25 protein-coding genes are annotated in these 22494 nt (G+C 70.2%); 13 read left to right on the forward strand and 12 right to left on the reverse strand.

The annotated features are described in order from the left end of the window. Positions 1-92: 92 nt before the first annotated feature. Both ACWCO3_RS00405 and ACWCO3_RS00410 read right to left on the reverse strand, forming a co-directional pair. Positions 93-539 (reverse strand): Cif family virulence factor, encoded by a 447-nt coding sequence (locus ACWCO3_RS00405; protein WP_145784555.1) that lies wholly within the window; start codon positions 537-539, stop codon positions 93-95. Positions 540-610: 71 nt separating this feature from the next. After that, positions 611-1141: a P-loop NTPase family protein gene (locus ACWCO3_RS00410; protein ID WP_358052007.1), complete on the reverse strand. Its 531-nt coding sequence runs from the start codon at positions 1139-1141 to the stop codon at positions 611-613. A gap of 169 nt (positions 1142-1310) precedes the next feature. On the opposite strand from ACWCO3_RS00410, the gene ACWCO3_RS00415 reads away from it, so the two are divergent. Both ACWCO3_RS00415 and prfH read left to right on the forward strand, forming a co-directional pair. Continuing rightward, a complete protein-coding gene (locus ACWCO3_RS00415; protein WP_269680219.1) occupies positions 1311-2474 on the forward strand; it encodes an RNA ligase RtcB family protein in 1164 nt (387 codons plus the stop codon). Then, the gene (gene prfH, locus ACWCO3_RS00420) at positions 2471-3106 is read left to right on the forward strand and encodes a peptide chain release factor H (RefSeq protein ID WP_450007709.1); all 636 of its coding nucleotides are present in this window, start codon (positions 2471-2473) and stop codon (positions 3104-3106) included. The genes ACWCO3_RS00415 and prfH overlap by 4 nt, the downstream gene beginning before the upstream one ends. 9 nt (positions 3107-3115) lie before the next feature. On the opposite strand, the gene ACWCO3_RS00425 is transcribed toward prfH, so the two are convergent. Next, positions 3116-3991, reverse strand: a complete 876-nt coding sequence (locus ACWCO3_RS00425) for an alpha/beta fold hydrolase (RefSeq protein WP_358052011.1) — start codon at positions 3989-3991, stop codon at positions 3116-3118. A 225-nt stretch (positions 3992-4216) separates the two neighbouring features. Between ACWCO3_RS00425 and ACWCO3_RS00430 the strand changes: the two genes are divergently transcribed. From ACWCO3_RS00430 to ACWCO3_RS00440, 3 genes are all read left to right on the forward strand, one after another. Further along, positions 4217-5047 (forward strand): PIG-L family deacetylase, encoded by an 831-nt coding sequence (locus ACWCO3_RS00430; RefSeq protein WP_145784563.1) that lies wholly within the window; start codon positions 4217-4219, stop codon positions 5045-5047. Between the two features lie 385 nt (positions 5048-5432). After that, a complete protein-coding gene (locus ACWCO3_RS00435) occupies positions 5433-6626 on the forward strand; it encodes an endo-1,4-beta-xylanase (protein WP_145784565.1) in 1194 nt (397 codons plus the stop codon). 226 nt (positions 6627-6852) lie between these two features. Further along, positions 6853-7194 (forward strand): ArsR/SmtB family transcription factor, encoded by a 342-nt coding sequence (locus ACWCO3_RS00440; protein WP_088990648.1) that lies wholly within the window; start codon positions 6853-6855, stop codon positions 7192-7194. A gap of 15 nt (positions 7195-7209) precedes the next feature. Here the strand turns inward: ACWCO3_RS00440 and argS are convergent, their stop codons facing one another. Together argS and ACWCO3_RS00450 are read right to left on the reverse strand one after the other, a co-directional pair. Continuing rightward, positions 7210-8919, reverse strand: coding sequence for an arginine--tRNA ligase (gene argS, locus ACWCO3_RS00445; RefSeq protein WP_450007712.1), 1710 nt, complete (start codon positions 8917-8919; stop codon positions 7210-7212). A gap of 31 nt (positions 8920-8950) precedes the next feature. Further along, positions 8951-9094: a hypothetical protein gene (locus tag ACWCO3_RS00450; RefSeq protein ID WP_167524898.1), complete on the reverse strand. Its 144-nt coding sequence runs from the start codon at positions 9092-9094 to the stop codon at positions 8951-8953. Between the two features lie 170 nt (positions 9095-9264). On the opposite strand from ACWCO3_RS00450, the gene ACWCO3_RS00455 reads away from it, so the two are divergent. Next, the gene (locus ACWCO3_RS00455; RefSeq protein WP_450007715.1) at positions 9265-10026 is read left to right on the forward strand and encodes a hypothetical protein; all 762 of its coding nucleotides are present in this window, start codon (positions 9265-9267) and stop codon (positions 10024-10026) included. Between the two features lie 21 nt (positions 10027-10047). On the opposite strand, the gene ACWCO3_RS00460 is transcribed toward ACWCO3_RS00455, so the two are convergent. After that, the gene (locus ACWCO3_RS00460) at positions 10048-10431 is read right to left on the reverse strand and encodes a hypothetical protein (RefSeq protein WP_145784572.1); all 384 of its coding nucleotides are present in this window, start codon (positions 10429-10431) and stop codon (positions 10048-10050) included. A gap of 339 nt (positions 10432-10770) precedes the next feature. Between ACWCO3_RS00460 and ACWCO3_RS00465 the strand changes: the two genes are divergently transcribed. Next, on the forward strand, positions 10771-11205 hold the full coding sequence (locus ACWCO3_RS00465) for a DUF6223 family protein (RefSeq protein ID WP_145784574.1): 435 nt from the start codon (positions 10771-10773) through the stop codon (positions 11203-11205). A 61-nt stretch (positions 11206-11266) separates the two neighbouring features. Here the strand turns inward: ACWCO3_RS00465 and ACWCO3_RS00470 are convergent, their stop codons facing one another. From ACWCO3_RS00470 to ACWCO3_RS00485, 4 genes are all read right to left on the reverse strand, one after another. Beyond that, complete coding sequence (locus tag ACWCO3_RS00470; protein ID WP_145784575.1) at positions 11267-11929, reverse strand: response regulator; 663 nt, start codon at positions 11927-11929, stop codon at positions 11267-11269. After that, entirely contained in the window at positions 11926-13071 is a 1146-nt protein-coding gene (locus ACWCO3_RS00475) for a sensor histidine kinase (protein WP_450007718.1), read from the reverse strand. The genes ACWCO3_RS00470 and ACWCO3_RS00475 overlap by 4 nt, the downstream gene beginning before the upstream one ends. A gap of 92 nt (positions 13072-13163) precedes the next feature. Further along, the gene (locus ACWCO3_RS00480; RefSeq protein WP_450007760.1) at positions 13164-15044 is read right to left on the reverse strand and encodes an ABC transporter ATP-binding protein; all 1881 of its coding nucleotides are present in this window, start codon (positions 15042-15044) and stop codon (positions 13164-13166) included. Between the two features lie 250 nt (positions 15045-15294). Then, entirely contained in the window at positions 15295-15786 is a 492-nt protein-coding gene (locus ACWCO3_RS00485) for a MarR family winged helix-turn-helix transcriptional regulator (protein ID WP_145784581.1), read from the reverse strand. Between the two features lie 111 nt (positions 15787-15897). Between ACWCO3_RS00485 and ACWCO3_RS00490 the strand changes: the two genes are divergently transcribed. The 3 genes from ACWCO3_RS00490 to ACWCO3_RS00500 are packed head-to-tail and all read left to right on the forward strand — an operon-like array spanning position 15898 to position 18696. Further along, on the forward strand, positions 15898-16947 hold the full coding sequence (locus ACWCO3_RS00490; RefSeq protein WP_357934480.1) for an LLM class flavin-dependent oxidoreductase: 1050 nt from the start codon (positions 15898-15900) through the stop codon (positions 16945-16947). Further along, positions 16940-17968 (forward strand): LLM class flavin-dependent oxidoreductase, encoded by a 1029-nt coding sequence (locus ACWCO3_RS00495; RefSeq protein WP_145784585.1) that lies wholly within the window; start codon positions 16940-16942, stop codon positions 17966-17968. The genes ACWCO3_RS00490 and ACWCO3_RS00495 overlap by 8 nt, the downstream gene beginning before the upstream one ends. Positions 17969-17994: 26 nt before the next feature. Next, positions 17995-18696: an NADPH-dependent F420 reductase gene (locus ACWCO3_RS00500; RefSeq protein ID WP_450007722.1), complete on the forward strand. Its 702-nt coding sequence runs from the start codon at positions 17995-17997 to the stop codon at positions 18694-18696. Between the two features lie 152 nt (positions 18697-18848). On the opposite strand, the gene ACWCO3_RS00505 is transcribed toward ACWCO3_RS00500, so the two are convergent. Together ACWCO3_RS00505 and ACWCO3_RS00510 are read right to left on the reverse strand one after the other, a co-directional pair. Then, a complete protein-coding gene (locus tag ACWCO3_RS00505) occupies positions 18849-19577 on the reverse strand; it encodes a tetratricopeptide repeat protein (RefSeq protein WP_423438368.1) in 729 nt (242 codons plus the stop codon). Between the two features lie 38 nt (positions 19578-19615). Further along, positions 19616-20380, reverse strand: coding sequence for a GNAT family N-acetyltransferase (locus ACWCO3_RS00510; protein WP_450007724.1), 765 nt, complete (start codon positions 20378-20380; stop codon positions 19616-19618). Positions 20381-20584: 204 nt separating this feature from the next. Between ACWCO3_RS00510 and ACWCO3_RS00515 the strand changes: the two genes are divergently transcribed. From ACWCO3_RS00515 to ACWCO3_RS00525, 3 genes are all read left to right on the forward strand, one after another. Then, a complete protein-coding gene (locus ACWCO3_RS00515; protein ID WP_145784593.1) occupies positions 20585-21034 on the forward strand; it encodes an iron chaperone in 450 nt (149 codons plus the stop codon). A gap of 128 nt (positions 21035-21162) precedes the next feature. Beyond that, the gene (locus ACWCO3_RS00520; protein WP_358162955.1) at positions 21163-21678 is read left to right on the forward strand and encodes a hypothetical protein; all 516 of its coding nucleotides are present in this window, start codon (positions 21163-21165) and stop codon (positions 21676-21678) included. A gap of 3 nt (positions 21679-21681) precedes the next feature. Beyond that, positions 21682-22488 carry an inositol monophosphatase family protein gene (locus ACWCO3_RS00525; protein ID WP_450007728.1) on the forward strand — a complete coding sequence of 269 codons (807 nt, stop codon included), beginning with the start codon at positions 21682-21684 and terminating at the stop codon, positions 22486-22488. Positions 22489-22494 lie beyond the last annotated feature (6 nt).

Raw genomic sequence — 22494 nt, forward strand, 5'->3', positions numbered from 1 at the left:
GGACACCATCCCGGGCACCGCCGCCGAGATCCTCGACGACGATGTGCGGTGGGTGTTGACCACGGGCCGACGACGACTACCTGGACCCACGGTCAGCCGACGAGCCCCAGCTTGCGAAGAGCTTCGTCCTCGCGCTCGTGCGAGAGGTAGAGCAGGATCTGCGGCCGGTCGCCGCCGACGCGCACGACGTAGGTCTGGGCGAACTGTGCGCTGCCGGCCCTGCCGGCGGACGGCGCGAAGTCCAGCGTCCACCGGGTGTGGACGAGAACGTGACCCGGCGCGAGATCGAGCACATCGTCGACCACCACACGGGCGCCGGTCAGGCCGAACTGCTCGGTCATCGCGGTGTGGCGCGCGTCGAGCGCCGCGCGGTACTCCGCGTCGTTGGTGACGACGGCGGACGTGCTCGGGTCCCCCTCGATGTACGACTCGGCGTAGCTCGCGGCGATGGTGCCGCTGTCGCCGGCCTCGACGGCTCGCGCGTAACCGCGAAGGAACCTCTCGATCGACTCGCGTACGGATGCTTCCGCAGACTTCATGTGCGGTCCCTCCGGATGTCCAGACTCGCGAGTATGTCAGGCGACGCCCTGATCAACGCCCTCGCGCGGCTTCACCGGCGGGGCAGGCTGGTCATCCAGTCGTCCAGCTCCGCCGGTGAGCGCAGCAACACCACCGGCGGCGCGGACGGGTCGGTCTGCCAGGCGCGCATCCGCCGTCGCGCCCGACCGAACGCCGTCACGTGCCACACCAGGATCGAGTCCGGGGACAGCACGCTGCCCAGCGTCTCCCGGTTGCCGTTGCAGATCTCCTCGCCCGTCAGCACCCGGCGGACGGTGCGCCGCAGCAACCGCCCGAACGAGCACCACCGGGGGTAGTCCAGGCCGACGACCAGGTCGGCGCGGGCCAACGGTACGTCCCGCCAGCCGTGGTACGCCCCGTCGACGATCCAGCGGTCCCGCCGGCAGATCTCCTCAATCCGGCTACGTTGCTGCGCGACGGGCACCTCGACCCAGCCCGGCTCCCAGAGCAGGTCGTCCACCGGATACCAGGGCAGCCCGAGGTGTTCGGCCATCCGCGCGGCGAGGGTGGACTTGCCGGAGCCGTACACCCCGTAGATCAGGATGCGACGCGGTGCGCTCATCGCGGCAGCGTACGACGCGAGGAAAAATCGTTTGTCGTACGCGGCGCGCTCCGCGAGAGTGACCTCCATGACGTACTGACGGACCCACTCCCCCTCCGCCCCCCGGTGACACCTTCCCGGGCGGCGTGACTCGTCCGTTGCCACGTTCTCGGTCAGAAGCGAGCTCTCCTTGATCCAGCACCAGTCTCTGCCCTCGTCCAACCCCGCCACCGTCACGGTGTTCGCGTCGTCCACGAGCTGGATCGAGTCGGACGCGCTCGCCCAGTGCCAGCAGGTGGCCGCCCTCGACGGCATGATTCACGTTGCCGGAATGCCGGACCTACACCCGGGCAAGGGCGCCCCCATCGGTGCGGCCATGGCGTCGACGGTGCTGTACCCGTTCCTGGTGGGGTCCGACATCGGCTGCGGCATCGCCGTGTTCCCCATCAAGCTCAAGCGGGCCGTACCGGAGCGGCTGGCCGCACGGTTCCCCGACCTCGATCGGACGCTCGACGCCGACGACCCGGCCTGGGCGGTCGTCGAGGGCGACGTCCCGGCCGGTCACCTCGACGGTCTCGGGACGGTCGGCCGTGGCAACCACTTCGTCGAGCTGGCCCGGGTCGGGCCTGTCCTCGACCCGGGCCACGCGGCTCGTCTCGGGGTCGACGCGGACGATCTGGTGCTCGTCGTCCACAGCGGTTCCCGTGGTCTGGGCGAGCGGATCCTGCGGACGCACACCGAGGCCCATGGCGCCGGTGCCGCTCCCGATCCCGCCGCCTACCTGGCGATGCACGACGACGCTGTGCGCTGGGGTTCGCTCAACCGCCGGGTGCTGGCCGCCCGGGTCGCGTACGCGCTGGGGGCCGAACCCGCCGATCCGATCGTCGACCAGTGCCACAACCTGGTCGAGATCCGCGACGGGGTCTACCTGCACCGCAAGGGCGCAGCACCGGGTGACGGCCGCGACGTCCTGGTCGCCGGCACCCGGGGAACACCGTCCTACCTGGTGGCCGCCCATGCCGGTCCGGACGCCAATTTCTCCGTCGCACATGGCGCCGGCCGCAAGATGTCGCGCTCCGACGCGCTGCGGCGGGGTCGTGCCAAGCACACGGTCGAGGAGCTACGCCGCACGCCGCTGGGTTCACTTGTGGTGTGTGGTGACCGTCAGCTCCTCTTCGAGGAGGCGCCCACCGCGTACAAGCGCATCGAGCAGGTGATCGCCGACCTCGTCGAGCACCGACTGGCCACGCCGGTCGCCAGCACGATTCCGCTGGTCACCTACAAGACGGCCGACCTCGGGCCGACGACCCGGACCGATCGGCGGGGCCACCGTGGTGGGCGGGGGCGGTCGTGAACGTGCTCCTGCTGCTGTCCGCCGGGCGCGGCCCACGGGAATGCGCCTGGGCGCTGACCCAGCTCCTGTACCGCCTGACCGCGGAGGGCACCCGTCGAGGAGTGACGATCGAGCAGGTGCAGGCGGTGCCCGGCGATCGGCCCGGCACCCACCGGTCGGTGCTCATCCAGATCTCCGGTGTCGACGCGGAGGCGTTCGCCGCCTCGTGGACCGGCACGCTGTGCTGGCAGGCCCCCAGCCCCTACCGGACGAGCACCGGTCGCAAGAACTGGTACGTCACCGCCCAGCGACCCCGCCTCGACGCGGTGCCGACGATGTTCTCGGAGGCGGATGTCGACATCGTCGGCTGCCGCACCGGAGGGCCCGGCGGCCAGCACCGGAACAAGGCCAGCACTGCGGTACGGGCGACGCACCGCCCCTCGGGCATCGTCGTGGTCGTGGACGAGGAGCGGCAGTTCAGCCTGAATCGGCGAATCGCCCTGGACCTGCTGCGGCAACGCGTCGAGCATGGCGACGAGGTGGCACGACGTGCCGTCACCACCGCCCGCTGGCGCATCCACGACGACCTCGTCCGCGGCGATCCCGTCCGCGTGGAGCGTCCGGAGCCGCAGCGGCCGGGCCGCCCGCGTTGACGGGCTCCGTCAGACCTCCAGCACCGCGTCCGCGAACGCCTGCGGCGCCTCCTGCGGCAGGTTGTGCCCGACACCGCCGCCGATGGTCCGGTGCTCGTAGCGCCCGGTGAACTGCTTGGCGTAGACGCTGGGCTCCACGTGCGGCGCGCCGTTGGCGTCCCCCTCCAGGGAGATGCTGGGTACGGTGATCTTCGGTTGCGCGGCCAGGCGCTTCTCCACCTCGTCGTACTGTGGCTCGCCGTCGGCGAGGGCCAGCCGCCACCGGTAGTTGTGCACCACGATGTCGACGTGGTCGGGGTTGTCGAACGCCGCCGCGCTGCGGTCGAACGTCGCGTCGTCGAACGTCCACTGTGGTGACGCGGTGTGCCAGATCAGCTTGTTGAAGTCACGGCGGTTCTTGTCGTAGCCTTCCCGGCCACGCTCGGTGGCGAAGTAGTACTGGTACCACCACGCCAGTTCCGCCTTTGGCGGCAACGGCGCCCTGCCCGATTCCTGGCCGGCGATGAGGTAACCGCTCACCGAGACCAGGCCCTGGCAACGCTCGGGCCACAACGCGGCCACGACGTCCGCGGTCCGCGCACCCCAGTCGAACCCGGCCAGCTTCGCGCTGTCGATGTGCAGGGCGTCCATGAGCGCGATGAGATCGAGCCCCATGGCCGCCGGTTCGCCGTTTCGCACGGCGTCGTCGGAGAGGAAGCGGGTGCTGCCGTAGCCCCGCAGGTACGGCACGACGACCCGGTAACCGGCGGCGGTGAGCAGCGGCACGACGTCGACGAAACTGTGGATGTCGTACGGCCAGCCGTGCAGCAGGATCGCGGCGGGGCCGTCGGGCGGCCCGGCGTCCACGTACCCCACGTTCAGGACACCGGCATCGATCTGTCTCACGTCGGTGAACGATCCCGCACCGGCCACCGTCATCGACCTCTTTCCCGTCCCGAGCTGTTGTGACCTGCTGGTCCTGTCGAATGTAGGAGCCGGCGCCGTGCCGGACGGCGGATTGCCCAAGCTTCGCTGGGCCGATGCCGGGCTGGGTAGGATGCGGGCCCCGCTTCCAGGCGAGGTCGGACAGGGTCCCGGCGGGCCGTCGGAGCCTGACCGTAGGGTGATGGCATGGCTGAGCGACCTCTGACCCTGATGGCGGTGCACGCCCACCCCGACGACGAGGCGACGAGCACCGGCGGCGTGCTGGCCCGCTATGCCGACGAAGGGATCACGACGGTGCTCGTGACCTGCACCGACGGGCGGTGCGGCGATGGCCCGGGCGGGGTCAAGCCGGGCGACCCGGGGCACGACCCGGCCGCCGTCGTGGCGATGCGTCGGGCCGAGTTGGAGGCCAGCTGCGCGGTGTTGAAGGTCAGCCACCTGGAGACGCTCGGTTACGCCGACTCGGGGATGATGGGATGGTCGACCAACGACCAGCCCGGCGCCTTCTGGACGACGCCGGTGGCGGAGGCGGCGGGCCGGCTCGCCGAGTTGATCCGGCAGTACCAACCAGATGTCATCGTCACGTACGACGAGAACGGCTTCTACGGCCACCCGGACCACATCCAGGCGCACCGGATCACGATGGCGGCCGTCGAGCTGACCGACAGCCCGGCGAAGGTCTACTGGACCACCGTGCCGCGTACGGCGTTCGAGCAGTTCGGCCGCATCATGCGGGAGCTCGGCGTCGACTGGGCCGAGCCGGACGAGGCGGCGGAGCCGATGCCGCAGCTCGGCCTGCCGGACGACGAGATCACCACCTGGGTCGATGCCAACAGCTACGGCGGGCAGAAGTTCGACGCGCTGGCCGCCCACGCCAGTCAGACCGAGAACATCTTCTTCCTGCAACTGGGCCGCGACCGGTTCACCGAGCTGATGGGCGTGGAGACCTTCCTGCGGGTCCGCGACCGGACGGGCGCGCCGACCCCCGAGGACGACCTCTTCGCCGGCCTGCGCTGACTGCGCGGATCAGCTCCCGTAGCGACGCCAGGCGTGTCGGCCACCCGGCCGGCACGCCTGGCGTCGCTACTCGATCACGTGGGCGACGGCATCGGACCCGACCGATAACGCGCCGAGAGCAGCGTGTCCCCGGCCGCCGAAAGTTTCGCGGTGCTGTCGCGCAAGACCGCGCAGGTCATATGACGAATTTCCGGAAGTTTTCAGCGTTGACGCCCGGACATAGACGGCCTTAACGTTTCGAGCAGGTTTCCGGTCACCGGCCGGAACTACCGGCCCTCCGGCCGCACCCGGCCGCTCCGCCCCGAATCCGCTCCTTATCCGCCATAACCGGACCCGCACCTTCTTGATCGACAGTTGTCGATCAAGGGTCTGGAAAGGAAGGCACATGAAGCTGAGACAGTGGACCACCGTCGGAGTGGTCGCCGTCGCGACCGTCGCGGCGTTGAACACCGTGCCGGCCACCGCGAGCCGGCCGTACGACCCGACGGCGCAGAGCCTCGGCGCCCTGGGTCTCCGCCACGGCCTGCACGTCGGCACCGCGGTGAACATGGATGCTCTCAACGACGCCGGCGACCCGCAGTACCGCGCGCTGGCCTCCTCCGAGTTCGCCTCGGTCACCGCCGAGAACGTGATGAAGTGGGAGGTCCTGGAGCCCACCCGCGGCACCTACAACTGGGCGGCGGCCGACCAGTTCGTGGAGTTCGCCAAGCGCAACCGGCAGAGCGTGCGCGGTCACGTGCTGGTCTGGCACAACCAGTTGCCCGCCTGGTTGACCAGCGGCGTCGCCGACGGCTCGATCAGCAAGCAGGAGCTGCGCGAGCTGCTGCGCAAGCACATCACCACCGTCGTCAACCGCTACAAGGGCAAGATCTGGCAGTGGGACGTGGTCAACGAGGCCGTCAGCGACCCGTGGGACACCCCGTCGACCCTGCACTACAAGGGCTTCTGGGCGCAGAACCTCGGGCCCGGCTACATCGCCGACTCGTTCCGCTGGGCGCGGGCGGCCGACCCCAAGGCCCTGCTGTTCTACAACGACTACAACATCGAGGCCTTCGGCTCCGGCAACCCGGCCGACGACAAGACGCAGTTCGTCTACGACATGACCAAGGGCCTGCGCGCCCAGGGTGTCCCGATCGACGGCGTCGGCGCCCAGGGCCACCTGGGCACCCAGTACGGCAACTTCGACACCCTCCAGGTGACCGCCGCGTTGAAGAAGTTCAGCGGGCTCGGCGTCGCCACCGCGTTCACCGAGGTCGACGTCCGTAGTCAGATGACGGAGGCCGTCCGGGCCGGCAACTCGGAGGAGATCAACCCACGGTTGCAGGCGTCGGCCGCCAACTTCAGCGTGCTGATGAAGGCGTGCCTCGCCGTGCGGAGCTGCCTGTCGTACACGGTCTGGGGTTTCAGCGACAAGTACTCCTGGGTGCCGGACTGGTTCAACGACCCGCCGGAGGGCCTGGCCACCATCTACGACGAGAACTACCAGCCCAAGCGGGCGTACAACGAGTTGAAGTCCGACCTGATCTTTGCTGGGCCGCCGTACGTGCTGCCTCGGATCGCACCCAAGCCGCGCCGCTGACCCGACGGCCAGGCTGATCCGGCGACGCGTGCGTCGGCGTAGGGACCGTGTGGGGCGCGGCGGAGCCCCACACGGTCCCTACGTCACCACGGACGTCGGTGTTCGACTCACGTTCGGCTGGACCGTTCCGCCATCCGGACGCCATCGGAGGTGCTGGTGCCGGTTCTACCGGTTTATTGATGGTTTTGGTGTCACTATGGCAGGCGTGGGAACTGCGAAAACTGCCATGCCTGCCATCTCGCCGCTCACCGGCGATCCGATCAAGCGGGCCGATGCCGAGCGACTCGCTGGGGTGCTGAAGGCGTTCGCCGATCCGGCGCGACTCCGGCTGCTCAGCCTGATCCAGTCGGCGCCGGACGGTGAGGCCTCCGTCAGCGACCTCACTGGGGCGCTCAACCTCTCCCAGCCGACAGTGAGTCATCACCTTCGGATCCTCACCGAGGCCGGCCTGCTGGAGCGCGACAAGCGCGGGGTCTGGGCGTACTACCGCCTGGTGCCCTCCGCCATCGCGCAGATCGCCGACCTGCTGACGCCGCCCCGGAAGCGGGCGACGAAGAAGGCCCGCTGACCGGGCGCTGCCTCGTCACATTCGATCGAGGGTTCGGATGCCGAGCAGGTGCAACCCCTGCCGGAGCGTCCGGGCGGTCAGCTCGGCCAGCAGCAGCCGACTCTCCCGCAGGTCGTCCGGCGCGCGTAGCACGGGGCAGTGCTCGTAGAACGCGTTGAACGCCGTGGCGAGCCGGTGCAGGTAACCGGCGAGTTGGTGGAATTCGAGGGTCCGCTCCACCTCGGTGACCACCCCGGCGAACCCGAGCAGCTCGACTGTCAGGGCCCGCTCTGCCGGCAGGGCGAGCACGAGGGGCGCGTCCACCCGGGCATCCGTGCCGGCCCGCCGGAACATCGACCGGACACGGGCGTACGCGTACTGGAGGTAGGGCGCGGTGTTGCCCTCCAGCGAGAGCATCCGCTCCCAGTCCAGGACGTAGTCCTTCGTCCGATCGGTGGACAGGTCGGCGTACTTGATCGCGCCGATGCCGACGGCGCGACCGATCTCGGCGGCGGCCTCGGCGTCCAGCTCCGGGTTCCGGCTCAGCGCCAGGTCGCTGGCGCGGGCCACCGCCTCCTCCAGGAGCCCGACCAGCTTCACCGACTCACCGGCCCGGCTGCGCAGCATCCGCCCGTCGGCGCCGAGGATCGAACCGAAGCCCAGATGTTCGGCGTGAGCCGGCGGACTCAGCCAACCGGCGGCCCGGGCGACGGCGAACACCATCGCGAAGTGCTGCCGCTGCGGCAGCCCGACGACGTACACCAGCCGGGTCGCGCCCAACTCGCCGGTGCGCTGCCGCAACGCGGCCAGGTCGGTTGCCGGATAGCCGTACCCGCCGTCACGCTTACGCACGATCAGCGGCAACGGGTCCCCGCCGCGACCGACGAACCCAGGCGGGAACACGCAGTCGGCCCCGTCGCTGGGCGTCAACAGCCCCAACCCGTCCAGGTCGTCGACGACACCGGCGAGCAGGTCGTTGTAGGCGCTCTCGCCCAGGAAGTCGCCCTCGGACAACGTCACGTCGAGCAGGTCGTACACGGTCAGGAAGTACCGCTCGGACTGCTCCACCAGCAGCCGCCACAGCCGTGACGTCCGCTCGTCGCCGCCCTGCAGTGCGACCACCCGTGACCGCGACCGTTCCCGGAACGCCTCGTCGGCGTCGAACTTCAGCCGGGCCGCCCGATAGAAGGTGTCCAGGTCGCCCATCGACAGCTCGTGCGCCGCCTCCGCCCCGCCGAGGTCGGCCAGGTGCTCGATGAGCATGCCGAACGGCGTACCCCAGTCACCCAGGTGGTTGACCCGCACCACCCGGTGCCCGAGCCACTCCAGCAGCCGTACCGCCGCGTCGCCGATGACCGTGGACCGCAGATGCCCCACGTGCATCTCCTTGGCCACGTTCGGCGCCGAGTAGTCGACCACCACGGTCTGCGGCGCGGTCGTGGACGGCACCCCGAGCCGGGCGTCGCCGGCCAGCCCGGCGGCCAGTGCCCGGTCGGCGACGGTCAGATTGAGGAAACCCGGCCCGGAGACCTCCGCCGACGCGCAGACGTCGTCGAGCACCGCGCGCTCCAGCACCGCGGCGGCGATGTCGCGCGGCGGGCGACCGAGCCGCCGGGCCAGCGCCAGCGCCGCGTCTGACTGGAAGTCCGCGCGCGGAGACCGCCGCACCAGCGGGTCGACCGGGCCACCGGCCACCTCCGCGAACGCTGGCGCCAGCCGGTCGGACAACAACCTTTCAAGATCCATGAGTACGCCGATCTCACTCGGACCCGCGCTGTCACGCGAGCCGTTCAACGGGGAGATGCGGGCGGACCGGGAACGACCAGTCGGTGACCGGCGGCTCGATCCGCCGGTCGCAGGAGAACAGGTCAGCGCGGGCGGGCGACGGATCGCCGGCGTCGCGCACCAACCAGGACGTCACACGACGCTCCGGTGCAGGGCACGATCACGCTGGTCATGGCAGCAGCCTAACGGCTGGTCCGGTGTGGCGGCACCCCGGTTTCGGCAGGTCCGGTTACCGTCCGATGGCGGTGTGTGGTCGTTTCGGCCGACTCGTAGCAGGGAACTGCCCGGGACAACCGAGGGAGGATCATGAGCCGACACCGACCGACGTCGACCGCCCGTACGCGCGGCGTCCTTGCGTTGATTCCGCTGGTGGGAAGCGTCGCACTGGCCGCCTGCACGTCCACCGAGGACCCGCCGGGCTCGACCCCGTCGATGGCGGCCCCGACGGTCGCCTCGGCATCAGCGAATCCGACCGACGCGCCGACGCCGGGGGCCGGCACTCCGGCAACCATCCCGACGTCGGCCTTCGTCGAGTTGCCGACCGAGTTGCGGAAGTCCCCCCGGCGGACGACGCCGGTGACGGACGCCCTACCGACGATGTGCGGCAACGAGTTCGGGACCGGGGGTCGGCAGGTCACGGCGAGCGCCGCGATGACCAACACCTACCAGAAGGCCGGCGCTACTGAGGCTGACGTGCCGCAGGGCCTGATCCACCAGGTCATCTTCACCTTCGACGGCGACGGCGCGTCGGCGTACCTGGGACGTCTGCGTACCGACGTGCAGGCGTGCCCCGCCTACGACCAGTCCGGAAACCGGGTCACTGTCAAGAGCGAGCCGCTGACCGGCGTCGGCGACGAGGCGCTGCTGCTGACCCGCACCTGGGCCGAGACGAGCCTGAACGGAGAACGCACCGGCGACACCGCGTCCAGCCAGATCGCCGTCGCCCGGGTCGGCAAGGCGGTGACGGTCTTCAACGACCAGGGGTGGGAGGGCACCAGCGGCAACTCCACCATCCTGGACCGGGTCGTCCGCGACGGCGTACGCACCATCGACGCCTGGCAGCGGTAGATCACCCGGCTGCCCCGCGGGTCAACGGCCGAACGCCAGATAGAGACCCAGGCCGAAGTTCACGACCAGGATGATCGCGCCGACGACGGCGAACCAGCGCTGCCATGCCGTCCACCGGACCGTCCGCTCGGACTCGACGATGCCCGCCTCCTCCACCCGCATCGCCGCGATCTTGTCGCGCTCACTGGTGTCACGGCGGTTCGAGGTCACGTTGGCGCTGAGCAGAGACGCGTTGGCGCGTATCTCCTCGGTGAGGGACCCGAGTGCTTTCGTCATCGAGTCGATCGAGCCATTGATCTGTCGCAGGTGCTCATCATGCCCCTGCAGACGCTGCTCGATCCGGCCCGCGTCCTGACCACGCGCGTAGGCGGCCGCCTTCTCCGGGGTGTTCTCCGGGCTTGTCACTGTGGATGCATGGTGCTCGTGAGACTCATCAACGCCACCTCCTACTGACCCGCACCACCCGGTCGATGCATCAGTCGTACCACTTGCGGGCGTCGAACACCACTGCCGGAATCCGACAAAACCGCAGGTCAGAGGCGTTCTTCAAGACCACGTCGTGCGCGAGTCAGGGGTGCCGGACGGTGGCCCGCACCAGCCCGGGAGACAACCACTGCGGTACGACGCCCCCGAGCCCGTACATCCCGGGTGGTAGGCCTACCGGCAACTCCGGCATGACGACTCACCAGCGGTCTGATTCCTAGGCTGCCACCCGTACCCGTCACGCGACCGAGGGGATCCACGATGTCCATCCGTCACCTGCTCGCCGCCGCCGTAGTCGCCCCGCTGGGGGGCATCGAACCGGCGGCCCCGGCAGCCGCGCACGTCTCGGCCCAGCCGATCGCCGCCGCTGCTCTCTCCATGAGTTCCGGGCGTTTCGGCGCCAGTGCGGCCGTCCTGCTGGGGCTGGTCGGCGCCATCGTCGGCGGGCTGGCTCTGGCCCGCCCCGCCAGTCGCATCGGCGCTGCTTCGGGGCGCCTCGGAGCCCTCTTGGCCCTGGCGACAGGGCTGGTCGGCATGGCGCTCGGTGGTCTGGTGGTGGCCACCTCCGACAGCGGCATCGGCACCGGAAACGGGCGAGGCGGGGCCTTTGTTGCTCTGGCAGTCGGACTGGTCGGAGTGGTTCTCGGCGGGCTGGCCCTGGTTCGCGCCCGCCGCACCGGCCGCCTGACCGGGTGACGGGCTGACCGTTCCGGCGCAGGCGCCGGTCGTGGCTCTGCCGCCCAGCCGGAGACCGTGGTCAGGAGCGGGCGAGCCAACCGGGCACGGTCAGGCCGGACTCGTAGGCGAGGATCACCAACTGGGCCCGGTCCCGCACCTGCGACTTGGTCATGATCCGGCTGACGTGCGTCTTGGCGGTGGCCGGACTGAGTACCAGCCGTGCGGCGATCTCGTCGTTGGACAGGCCCGCGGCGACCAGGGCCAGCACCTCACGCTCCCGCTCGGTGAGCACGCTCAACCGCGGTTTGGGGTCCGGATGCGTCGCCCGGGTGGCGAACTCGGCGATCAGTCGGCGGGTGATCGACGGCGCGATCAGCGCGTCGCCCCGGGCGACCACCCGGACCCCGTGGATCAGCTCCGCCGGCTCGGTGTCCTTCACGAGGAAGCCGCTCGCGCCGGCCCGCAACGCACCGTAGACATATTCGTCCAGGTCGAACGTGGTCAGGATGATCACACGGGCTTCGGTGCTCGCAACGATCTCCCCGGTGGCGGCGAGGCCGTCCCGCACCGGCATCCGAATGTCCATGAGGACGACGTCCGGCCGCAGCTGCGCGGCGAGGCGCACCGCCTCGGACCCGTCGGCCGCCTCGCCGACCACCTCGATGCCGTCCTCACCGTCCAGGATGGAACGGAAGCCCGCGCGCACCAGGGTCTGGTCGTCGACGATCAGCAGCCGGATCATGCCGGCTCCGACGTCGGTGCCGGGCGGGGACGCAGCGGCAGGCGGGCGTGGACCCGGAATCCGCCGTCCGGCCGCGTACCAGTGGTCAGTGAGCCGCCGAGCGCGCGGGCCCGCTCGTGCATGCCGAGTATTCCGCTGCCCGGCGCGCCGGGCGCGCCGGTGCCGTCGTCCTCCACCTCGACCAGCACGTCGTCACTGTCGGATCGCACCCGGACCACAGCGGTGGCGGCCCTGGCGTGCCGGGTGACGTTGGTGAGCGCCTCCTGGACGATCCGGTACACCGCCAGGTCGACCTCCGGCGGCAGCGAACCGACCTCCGCGAACTCGGCTCGGATGTCCACCTCGGAACGCCCGACCGTCGTGATCAGATCGTCGAGGCGGCGCAGGCCCGGCGCGGGCACGACCGGCGCCTCGCCCTCCTGCCGTAGCGCCCCCAGCGTCGTTCGCAACTCACGCAGCGTCTCCTTGCTGGCTTCCTTGATCGCGGTGAGCGCCTGCTCGGACCGGGTGGGGTCCGGTCGGTGCAGTGCGGCACTGGCCTGGACGTTGATCAGCGAGAGGTGGTGGCCGAGGATGTCGTGCAGGTCGCGCGCGATGCGCAGTCGCTCCTCGGTGGCGCGTCGCCGCGCTTCCTCCTCCGTCCACTGCTTGGCTGCCACTGCCCGGGCCTGCGCCTCGGCAAGGTAGGCCCGGCGGTTGCGGGTGACCCCGACGATGACCGCGACGAGCCAACCGGCGTGCAGCAGCGTCGCCCCGTTCATGGTGTCCGGGGATCGGTTGTAGCCGTCCGCGACGGCGAAGGCGATCACCGAGGCGAGACCGAGACCGACGGCGACCCGGAGATGGCCCTCGTCGACGACTGTGTAGAGCGCCACGACGAACACCAACATGATCGGGCCGGGCTTGTGTAGCAACGCCCCGTACGCGCCGACGGCGGCAAGCGCCACGAGGCCCACCGGCACCGGGTGGCGACGGCGGACGGACAGCGCGGCGGAGGAGGCCAGCACCACCGGAAGTGCCGCCCATTCGGCGACGGTGTCGATGCCCCGCGACTGCACCACCAGGCCGACGAGGGCGACCAGACCGACGGCGAGCACCAGGGCTGTGTCCGCCGGTCGACCACGCCATCGCGACACCGACATGGACCGCAGCCTAACCTCCCCACGACCGGCGGAGAACGGCCTAACCGCTGGGTGAGCCCGATGAAACGGCCCGTCCGCGCCGGCGTTGGTGGTCAGCGGGAGGCCGAGGGCGGCCGAGGATCCCCGGCCGGGCTGGTGTCGTAACCGGCGGCCTGGAGGGCGAACAGCTCGGCGTACCGACCGCCGGTGGCGACGAGGCCGTCGTGCGTGCCGGCCTCGACCAGCCGGCCGTGGTGCAGGACGAAGATCCGGTCGGCGTGACGGACGTTCGCGAGCCGGTGCGTGATGAGGATCGTGGTGGCTCGACCTCTCCGGTCACGGATGGCCTGGAACAGGGCGTCCTCGGCGCGGGGGTCGAGCGCTGAGGACGGCTCGTCCATGATCAGCAGTTCGGCGTCACGCAGGAAGCCACGGGCTGCGGTGATGCGCTGCCACTGCCCACCGGAGAGGTCCTGGCCACGAGCGAAGGTGCGGTCGAGCAGTGTCTCGTACCCGTGGGGCAGCTCGTTGATCATGTGGTGGGCCACCGCGCGGGCGGCGGCGGCCTCGATGCGCTCCTGCCGGGCCTCGGTCTCGACGTCGCCGATGGCGATGTTGGTGGCGGCGGTGAACGGCCACTTGTGGTACTCCTGCGTCACCACGGCGATCCGGGCGCGCAGCCCGTCGACGTCCCAGTCCGACAACTGTCGGCCGTTCCACTCGATCGTGCCGTCGCTGGGTACGCGGAGGCCGGCGATCATCGCGGCGAGCGTCGTCTTGCCCGAGCCGTTCTCCCCCACGAACGCGACCGTCTGCCCAGCGGTGATCCGCAACGTCACGCCGTCCACGGCAGGGGTGTCCCGGTCGGGGTAGCGCAGGCTCACCCCCCGGACGCTCAACTCCCGCAGCCGTTCGGCACCGGCACCGGCATCGGGTCGGGTGGCCTTCGGCAGGTACGCGACGGCCCGCGCCATGAAGCCCGTGTAGTCACCGAAGTGCTGCCCCTCGGTGTAGACGTGGTCGACCTGGAAGGTGGCGATGGCCAGGGATCGCTGGGCGGACTGCACCGCGATGACGCAGGTCGCCGCGGCGGCGAGAGGGATCTGCCCGTCCAGGAGCAGCAACCCGAGCAGGACGTACACGGTGCCTGTGGCGAGACCGCCGATGAGTGCACCGACGGTGGTGGTCGTGGTGACCCGGCGGGCGAGGGCGAGTTGGATGTCGGTCTCCACCCGCATCACCCGGTCGTACTGGTCGAGCAGGAATCCGCGTAGCCCGTACGAGCGCAGCTCCGGCGCTGAGGCGCGTTCGGCCATCAGCTTGTGCAGCAGCCACAGTCGACGCCGACGCACCGACCCGGCGGTGTACGTCCGGTACCGCAGGTGCCCGGACCGCAGCGACGCCCAGGCGTTGGGCACCGTGGCGACGACCAGCGCCAGCAGCAGCAACGGGTGGATGATGACGACGGCGGCCGCTACGGCCAGGAGCCCGGCCAATCCGGCGAGCAGGTTCATCGACGCCTGCACCAACCCGATCGTCGACTCGGTCCCCCGGGAGGCCCGTTCCATGTCGTCGGCGAACGCGTCAGCGTCGAACGCCTCCAACCGGACTGCCGTCGACACCTCGAACAGCCCCCGCTCCACCTCGCGGCTCACCCGGGGCGTCAGCCCGTTCTGCGCGTACCCGGTGGCGATGCCCATGCCGGCGCGGAGCGCAACCGTCGCCGCCAGCACGGCCAGCGCGGGCAGCGCCGCCCGCACCTTGTCGGCGGTCGGTCCGCCGGCGAACAACTCGACGAGGACCCGCTGCGTGGCCAACAACCCGAAGGCCGCCATCACCCCCGCGCCGACCGTCGCGGCGGCCACCACGCCGGTACGAAGTCGGTCCGCGCGCCAGCTGATGCCCAGCGCTGTCCGGACGAGCCCGGGTAGTTCCGCGAACACGGCGAAGACGCCGGCCTCCGCCCGCGCCCGCACTCCCGTCTCCCACCACATCTCGCGTAACTCCGGCAGCACCGACTCCGCCCGCTGGTTTGGTGGAGTCGGTCGGGTCCCTGCGGTGGCGGTCTCGATCATGGGCGTACCTCCCGAGCGGCGCAGCCGTCGCCAGTCCGCCGGTCGGCGGTCGGAGTGGCGGGTTTCTGGAGGATTGGACCACCCCAATGTTGCTGTGGGCAATCTGATGATCACTGACAGTTATTGACGTCTGCTGTTTCCAGTGAGCCGTTCACCCGGTGACCGTCGGTCATCCCTCGCGGAGGACGTCGAGATTCCTCTGCAGCGCTGCGGCGATCTCGCCCGCCGCGACGATCTGATCCGGCGTGAGGGCGTCGACGAACAGCTCGCGGATGGCGCGTAGGTGCGGAAAGGTGGCCCCTCCGAACGCCTCGGCACCGGTCGTGGTGAGCAACACCTCCGCCCCTCGGGGCACTGTCGCGCACTCCTGACGGCGGATGAGACCACGTCGCTCCATCCGCCCCAGGTGGTGCGACAGGCGGCTGCGCTCCCAGCCGATGTGTGCGGCGAGTTCGGACGACCGCATCGACTGACCCTCCGCCTCACTGAGAGCGAGGAGCACGGCGTAGTCCCCGGTCGAGAGCGAGGAGTCGCTCTGGAGACGGGATTCGAGTCGGGAGCTCAGCGCTGCCGTCGTCTCGATGAAGTCCCGCCAGATCCGCAACTCCTCGGCGGTCGGGAGTTGGCGGCCGCCCCGCCGGCCGGGTGTGGTCTCCGTCATCTCACTCTCCCGGGAATTGACGCGTCAATCGCCAAGTTAGCATCATTGACACGTCAACCGGTAGGTCTACTTCCGTGGATCGCCGGCTGCGAGAGCACCGAGGAGGAGACGATGGCAGCTGCAGACTTCGAGCTGGGGCTCAACTCGTTCGGCGAGGTGGCCACCGACGGCGACCGCGTCCTGAGCGACGCCGAGACCGTACGGCTGCTCGTGACCGAGGCACGACTCGCCGAGTCGGTCGGACTCGACGTGTTCAGCCTGGGTGAGCACTACCGGGAGGGTCACAACGACTCCGCGACACCCGTGTTGCTCGCGGCAGCCGCGACGGCGACCGAGCGGATCCGCCTCGGCACCTCGGTCACGGTGCTCAGCACGAACGATCCGGTACGCCTGTACCACGAGTTCGCGACCCTCGACGCCGTCTCGAACGGCCGCGCCCAGATGGTCCTCGGCCGCGCCTCGGCGACCGAGTCGTTCCCGCTGTTCGGTTACGACCTGGCCGACTACGAGCGACTGTTCGAGGAGAAGCTGGATCTCTTCCTGCGACTTCAGCGCGACGAACCGGTCACCTGGTCCGGGACGGTGCGAAGCGCTCTGGTCGACCAGCGCCTGCACCCCCGGATGCAGCCCGGCGGCATCCCGACCTGGATCGGCGTCGGGGGCAGCCCGAACTCGGTGGTCCGCGCCGCCCGGCACGGCCTCCCGCTCATGCTCGCGATCATCGGCGGGCGACCCCAGCGGTTCGCCGGCCACGTGGACCTCTACACCAAGGCGCTCGAACAGTTCGGGCATACCCCGCAGCCAATCGGGCAGCACTCTCTCGGCCTTGTCGCCGACACCGACGAGGAGGCGGTGGAGACGTGGTGGCGGTACTGGCAGCCGGTCGCGGCGGCGCTCGCCAAGGAGCGTGGCTTCTACAAACCGGACCGCGCACGCTACGAGGCGGAAATCGACCACGGGGCGCTCTTCGTCGGATCGCCCGAGACGGTGGCGCAGAAGATCGCCAGAGTCGCCCGCGACCTGCGGCTGAGCCGCTTCGACCTGAAGTACGACATCATGCACCTCCCCCGCGACGCACGCGCGCGCACCATCGAACTGCTCGGCAGCGAGGTCGCTCCGCGGGTCCGCGAGTTGTTGGCAAAGGAGCCCACCAATGTCTGACGTTCTGTTCGGCCTCGACACGTTCGGCGACGTACCGAACGACGACTCCGGCAAGCTCGTCTCCCACGCCGCGGCGATCCGGCAGGTCGTCGACGAGGCAGTGCTCGCCGACCAACTCGGCGTCGACGTCATCGCCCTGGGCGAGCACCACCGGCCGGAGTACTCGGTGTCGACGCCGGAGACGGTCCTGGCCGGCATCGCCACCCGTACCTCCCGGATCCGGCTGGCCTCCGGCGTGACAGTGCTGAGTTCGGACGACCCGGTCCGGGTTTTCCAGCGCTTCGCCACCGTCGACGCGCTGTCGAACGGTCGGGCCGAGGTCATCCTCGGTCGCGGCTCGTTCACCGAGTCGTTCCCCCTCTTCGGTTACGACCTGCGCGACTACGACACGCTGTTCGAGGAGAAGATCGAACTCTTCGTGAAGCTGCTGGACGAGAAGCCGGTGACCTGGAGCGGCACCCTGCGGGCGCCGCTGGAGAACGCCGACGTCTTCCCGAAGACCGAGTCGGGTCACCTGAGCACCTGGGTCGGCGTCGGCGGCTCGCCGCAGTCGGTCGTCCGCACCGCCCAGTACGGCCTCCCGCTCATGCTCGCCATCATCGGTGGCGCCCCCGAGCGGTTCGCGCCCTACATCGACCTGTACCGCCGGGCGGCCGACCAGCTCGGCACGACCGCGCACCCGGTCGGGATGCACTCGCCCGGCTTCATCGCCGACACCGACGAGGAGGCCAAGGAGATCTACTGGCCGCACTACCGGGTCATGCGGGACCGCATCGGCAAACTGCGTGGTTGGCCGCCGATCCGCCGGCAGGAGTTCGACTCCGAGGTGGAGAACGGTTCCCTCTACATCGGTTCCCCGGAGACCGTGGCCCGCCGGATGGCCCGTGCGATCCGCAGCCTCGGTGTCGGCCGGTTCGACCTCATCTACTCGGCCGGAGCACAACCGGCGAGCGCCCGGATGCGCGCCGTGGAGCTGTACGGCTCCAGGGTGATCCCCATGGTCCGCGACATCCTGGCCTGATCAGCCCGTCACACCGAGAGGACGACATGAACGACAACGACCGGAGCCGGCCCACGACCCTTGGCATCCTCGGGGCCGGCAAGGTGGGAACGGTGCTGGCCCGCCTCGCCGTCGCCGCCGGCTACCGGGTGTTGGTGGCCGGCTCCGGCGACCCAGCGAAGATCGCGCTCACCGTCGAGGTCCTCGCCCCGGGGGCGGAGGCCACAACGGCCCTCGACGCTGCGGCACGCGCCGACGTCGTCATCCTCGCCCTGCCACTGGGCAAGTACCGCAGCGTCCCCGTCGACGCACTCCGCGGCAAGCTCGTCGTCGACGCCATGAACTACTGGTGGGAGATCGACGGCATCCGCGACGACCTCACCGACCCGCGTACCTCGTCGAGTGAGACAGTGCAGGCCTTCCTGTCCGGCTCACGCGTCGTCAAGGCGTTCAACCACATGGGCTACCACGATCTCGAGGACGAGGCCCGGCCGGCCGGCACGGCCGACCGCAAGGCCATCGTGCTCGCTGGTGACGACGCCACCGACGTCAGCGCCGTCGCGTCCCTGGTGGACGCACTCGGCTTCGATCCGGTCGTCGCCGGCCCGCTAAGCGAGGGGGTACGCCTCGAACCCGGCAGCGAGTTGTTCGGCGCGAACGTGAGCGCCGACGACGCGCGGGCCATGCTCGACCGCTTCCCCGAGTCGGAGCGTGGACGGATCATCGCCGACGCCCGAGAACAGTCCTAGCCGTCCCGGCGGCCGTCGCCACGATCCGCGCAAGACACGATCCGCGCAACATCAGGGATGTTGGTGTCTCCCAAGCTCCGGAGGCAGCACTATCCATGAAGTTGCGCGGATCTTGGGCGCGAGGCGCGAGTGCGCGGGGCGCGTGCGTTCGGTCAGCGGTTGTCGTAACCGAAGGCCCTTTGCGGGTCGAGGCGCTGTCCCTCGGCGTACTCCTTGTCGAACGCGGCGGCGCCGAGGGCCTCGGTCGCTGCGGCGCGCATCGTGGCGAGATCGGCCGCGTCGTCCGGGTCCGGCACCTGGCCGATCGCCGCGAACGCCGCGTCCGTGACACCGATCATCCGCGCCGTCCGCGCGTGGTCGCCCTCGGCCGACGCGAGCGCGGCGCCGGCGACGCAGACGTACGGCACGAAGTCGGCCCAGGCGTTGCGGAACACCCGCTCGCGGTTCTCGGCGAACAGTGTCCTCGCCACCTCGAGGTTGCCCAGCCCCAGCTCGCAGAACGCCAGGTTGTGGTACTCGGAGTTGACAGTCTGGGGTTGGCCCAGCGTCTCGTTGAGCGCGATGCTCTCCCGATACAGGTCCCGGGCGCGGACCAGGTCACCGGACATCCGCGCGACGCCGGCCAGCACGTGCCTCGGCCGTTCCTCGAGGCTGCGGTCACCGGAGCGCAGCGCCACCTCCAGGGCCTCCCGCGCGCGGGCCTCCCCGCCCGGCAGGTCACCTCCGCGGATGGCGACCCGGGCCAGGCTGTAGCGGGCCTCTACCTCACCTGCCGGGTCGCCGGCTGCCTGCGCCCGCGCGATCTCGGCCTCGCTCATGCGCACCACGGCGTCGGTCTCGCCTCGGCGGAAGGCCGAACGTACGTTCTCGCTGAAGCTCATGGCCTTCTCCCCCATCAGGAAACAGTTCGATCGCGCCGTCACTGCGTCGCGAACATCGTCCAGTTCTCCACGAGCGCGAACCCCATCGACTCGTAGAGCGGCCGGCCCATCGGGCTGGTGTGCAGGTAGGCGGCGTCCGCGCCGGCCGCGATGCCATCGCGCAGCACCGTTTCGGTGAGCGTGCGGCCGAGGCCACGACCCCGGGCGGACGGTACGACGCCGATGTTGAAAACGCCGATCACGCCGGAGGTCAGCATCCCGAGGGCGGTGCCGACGGGACGGTCGGACTCCTCGGCCAGGTAGCCGGTCACACCGTCGGTGTCGAGCACCGCACCGCCCATCAACGAGCCGAAGGCGCCTTCGGGCGCCTCGAAGCTCTCGGTGAGGGCGTCGGTGTACGTGTCGTTCTCGGTGGCACCAACCCGACGCACCGGAGTCCGCTGCTGGGGCGGGTCAGGCCGGAACGCGATGTCATCCGTGGCGCAGGCCAGGAAGGGCATGACGCTGCGTCCCCGCAGCCCGTGCCGGGCCGCGAGGTCGACGACCGCGGCGCCCGCCTCACCTCGAACAATGATCGACCAGTGCGGAATGTGCCTGGCGACCTCGGTCGCCAACTCGTCGAGCGACTCGAGATCCGGGTCGGTGGTCAGGTCGAAGACCCCGTTGAGCGACGCGAGGCCGGCGTGGGTGATCCCCGCGCGAGCGGTGCCCCGCTCGGCGTACCAGCCCTTCGGGGTCACCTGGCAGAGGGCCGCGATGGCGTCGAAGTACGCGGTCGCCAACCGGTCGGCGGTGGTGCTCATGCCTGGTCTCCCCCATCGAACGGTCGTCCTGCCAGAACGCCAACCTAGCCAGCGACCTCTTACGTGAGCAAACGTGACGATCCGGGCACTTCGTAACGCGCCGCACCGATCAGGAATCAAGAAGCCCCGGGGCGCACGTCCGGCCTAGCCTTTTTCCAGGCAGCCGGCAGCACACCGAGCCGGACGACGAGAGGGAGCCCGAGCATGGCCGCGAAGACCACCACCACCGATTCCGACGGCTTCACCGCCGAGGAGCGCGCCGCGATGAAGGAGCGCGCCGCCGAGCTGCGCGCCGAGGGCAGGAAGGGCGCGAAGAAGGCCGACGGGTTGCAGGCAGTCCTCGACCGGATCGCACAGATGGAGCCGGAAGATCGCGCGCTCGCCGAGCGCGTACACGTGACGGTGACCGCAGCCGCCCCGGAGCTGTCGCCCAAGACCTGGTACGGCATGCCCGCCTACGCGAACGAGGACGGCAAGATCGTCGTCTTCTTCCAGGACTCCGGGAAGTTCAACTACCGGTACTCGACGCTCGGCTTCCAGGACCCTGCCAACCTCGACGACGGGGACCTGTGGCCGGTGGCGTACGCGCTGCAGAACTGGAGCCCCGAGGTGGAGAAGAAGATCACCGCTCTGGTGCGGGCTGCGGTCTCCTGATCTCTGCGGGCATCGGGGCAACCGCCCTGGCACGACCGGCCTGAGGTGAGCGATGATCGAGATCGGAGCTGAGGGAGGCGGACAGTGCGGACGACGGGGCGCGGGCGAGCGGCGAGACGAGTCACTCGGTGACGGCGAAGGCAGGCCAGGCGTTCGACATCGGTCGGGCGGTGTCCGACATCGAGTCGCTGCTCGCCGTCGAACTGCCCACCGACGGCGACCCGGTCAGTGAGGGAGACCCGGCCACCGGGGAGTGGACCGGCACCCGGGGGGCGGGCTTCCAGATCATTCCGCTCTGGGAGAGCGACGACCTCGTTGGTGTGTACGGCGCCGACTGGAACGAGGCCGAGGATGCCGCGATGGCGAACCTGGCCCTCGTCACAGGTGAGCTGGACCGCCGCTGGGGGCCGCACCGCAGGGTGTCCATGCACGTACCCATGTTCCGGAAGCAGGCCGGCACACCGATGCCGGTGCTCTTCCAATCGCTGTCCGACATGGACTGCTACGGCGACCTCGCGGTCTGGGGCCCGACGACGGCCGATGGTCGATGGGTCGCGGTCTCGGTCAACCAGTGCGACGGCGACGCCCCGATGATCATGACGGCGGTGGCCAGTCGGTTCGCGATCACCGAACTGCCGGAGTGACGAGTGCCGATCACTGATCACGCCTTGGCCATCGCGGCGGCGGAAGCCGGCGCCGCGGTCGTCCGTGCTCGATACGGGTCGTCGCTCACGCGCTTCATGAAGATCGGAAACGACTTCGCCACCACCGTGGACATCGACGCGGAGAAGGCCATCCTCGACGTCCTACGCGGGGCGCGTCCGCACGACGTCGTGATGGGCGAGGAGAGCGGGCGCACGGGCACTGACGGAAACGGACGCACCTGGCTGGTCGACCCGCTCTGCGGCACTGTGAACTACGCCGCCCGCACCACGCTGGTCTCGGTCAACGTCGCGCTGCACACCGGGACGGGCAGCGCCGTTGCCGCGTCGGCGGACCCGTTCAGCGGTGAGGTGTTCTGGACCGACGGCAGCGCCGCGTACGTCCGCTGCGCCGGCACGGACGATCGACTTGTCCCGTCGGCCGAGTCGAAGCTGGTCGACGTCAACCTCGACCCGCCGTTCCCCAGCCGGGACGTCTTCCTGGCCGCCCGGATGCTCGCCGACGACGACTTCATCGATCAGTTCCATCCACGGGTGGTCTCCACCAGCCTGGCCGTGGCATGGGTCGCCGCCGGTCGCCGCGCCGCCTATGTGACGGACCGCCGCGACCTGAGCCGCAGCGTCCACTTCGCGGCCGGAATCGCCCTCTGCCAAGCAGCCGGTTGCGTGGTCACCGGGCTCGACGGCGAACCGCTGCACACCGGTGGGAACGGTCTGATCGTCGCCGCCGACGAGCGGACCCACGCCGCCCTGCTGACCCTCGTCCGGAGGCAACGCACCGCGACGACGTGACGCTTG

It is taken from the genome of Micromonospora sp. NPDC002411, assembly GCF_053592955.1.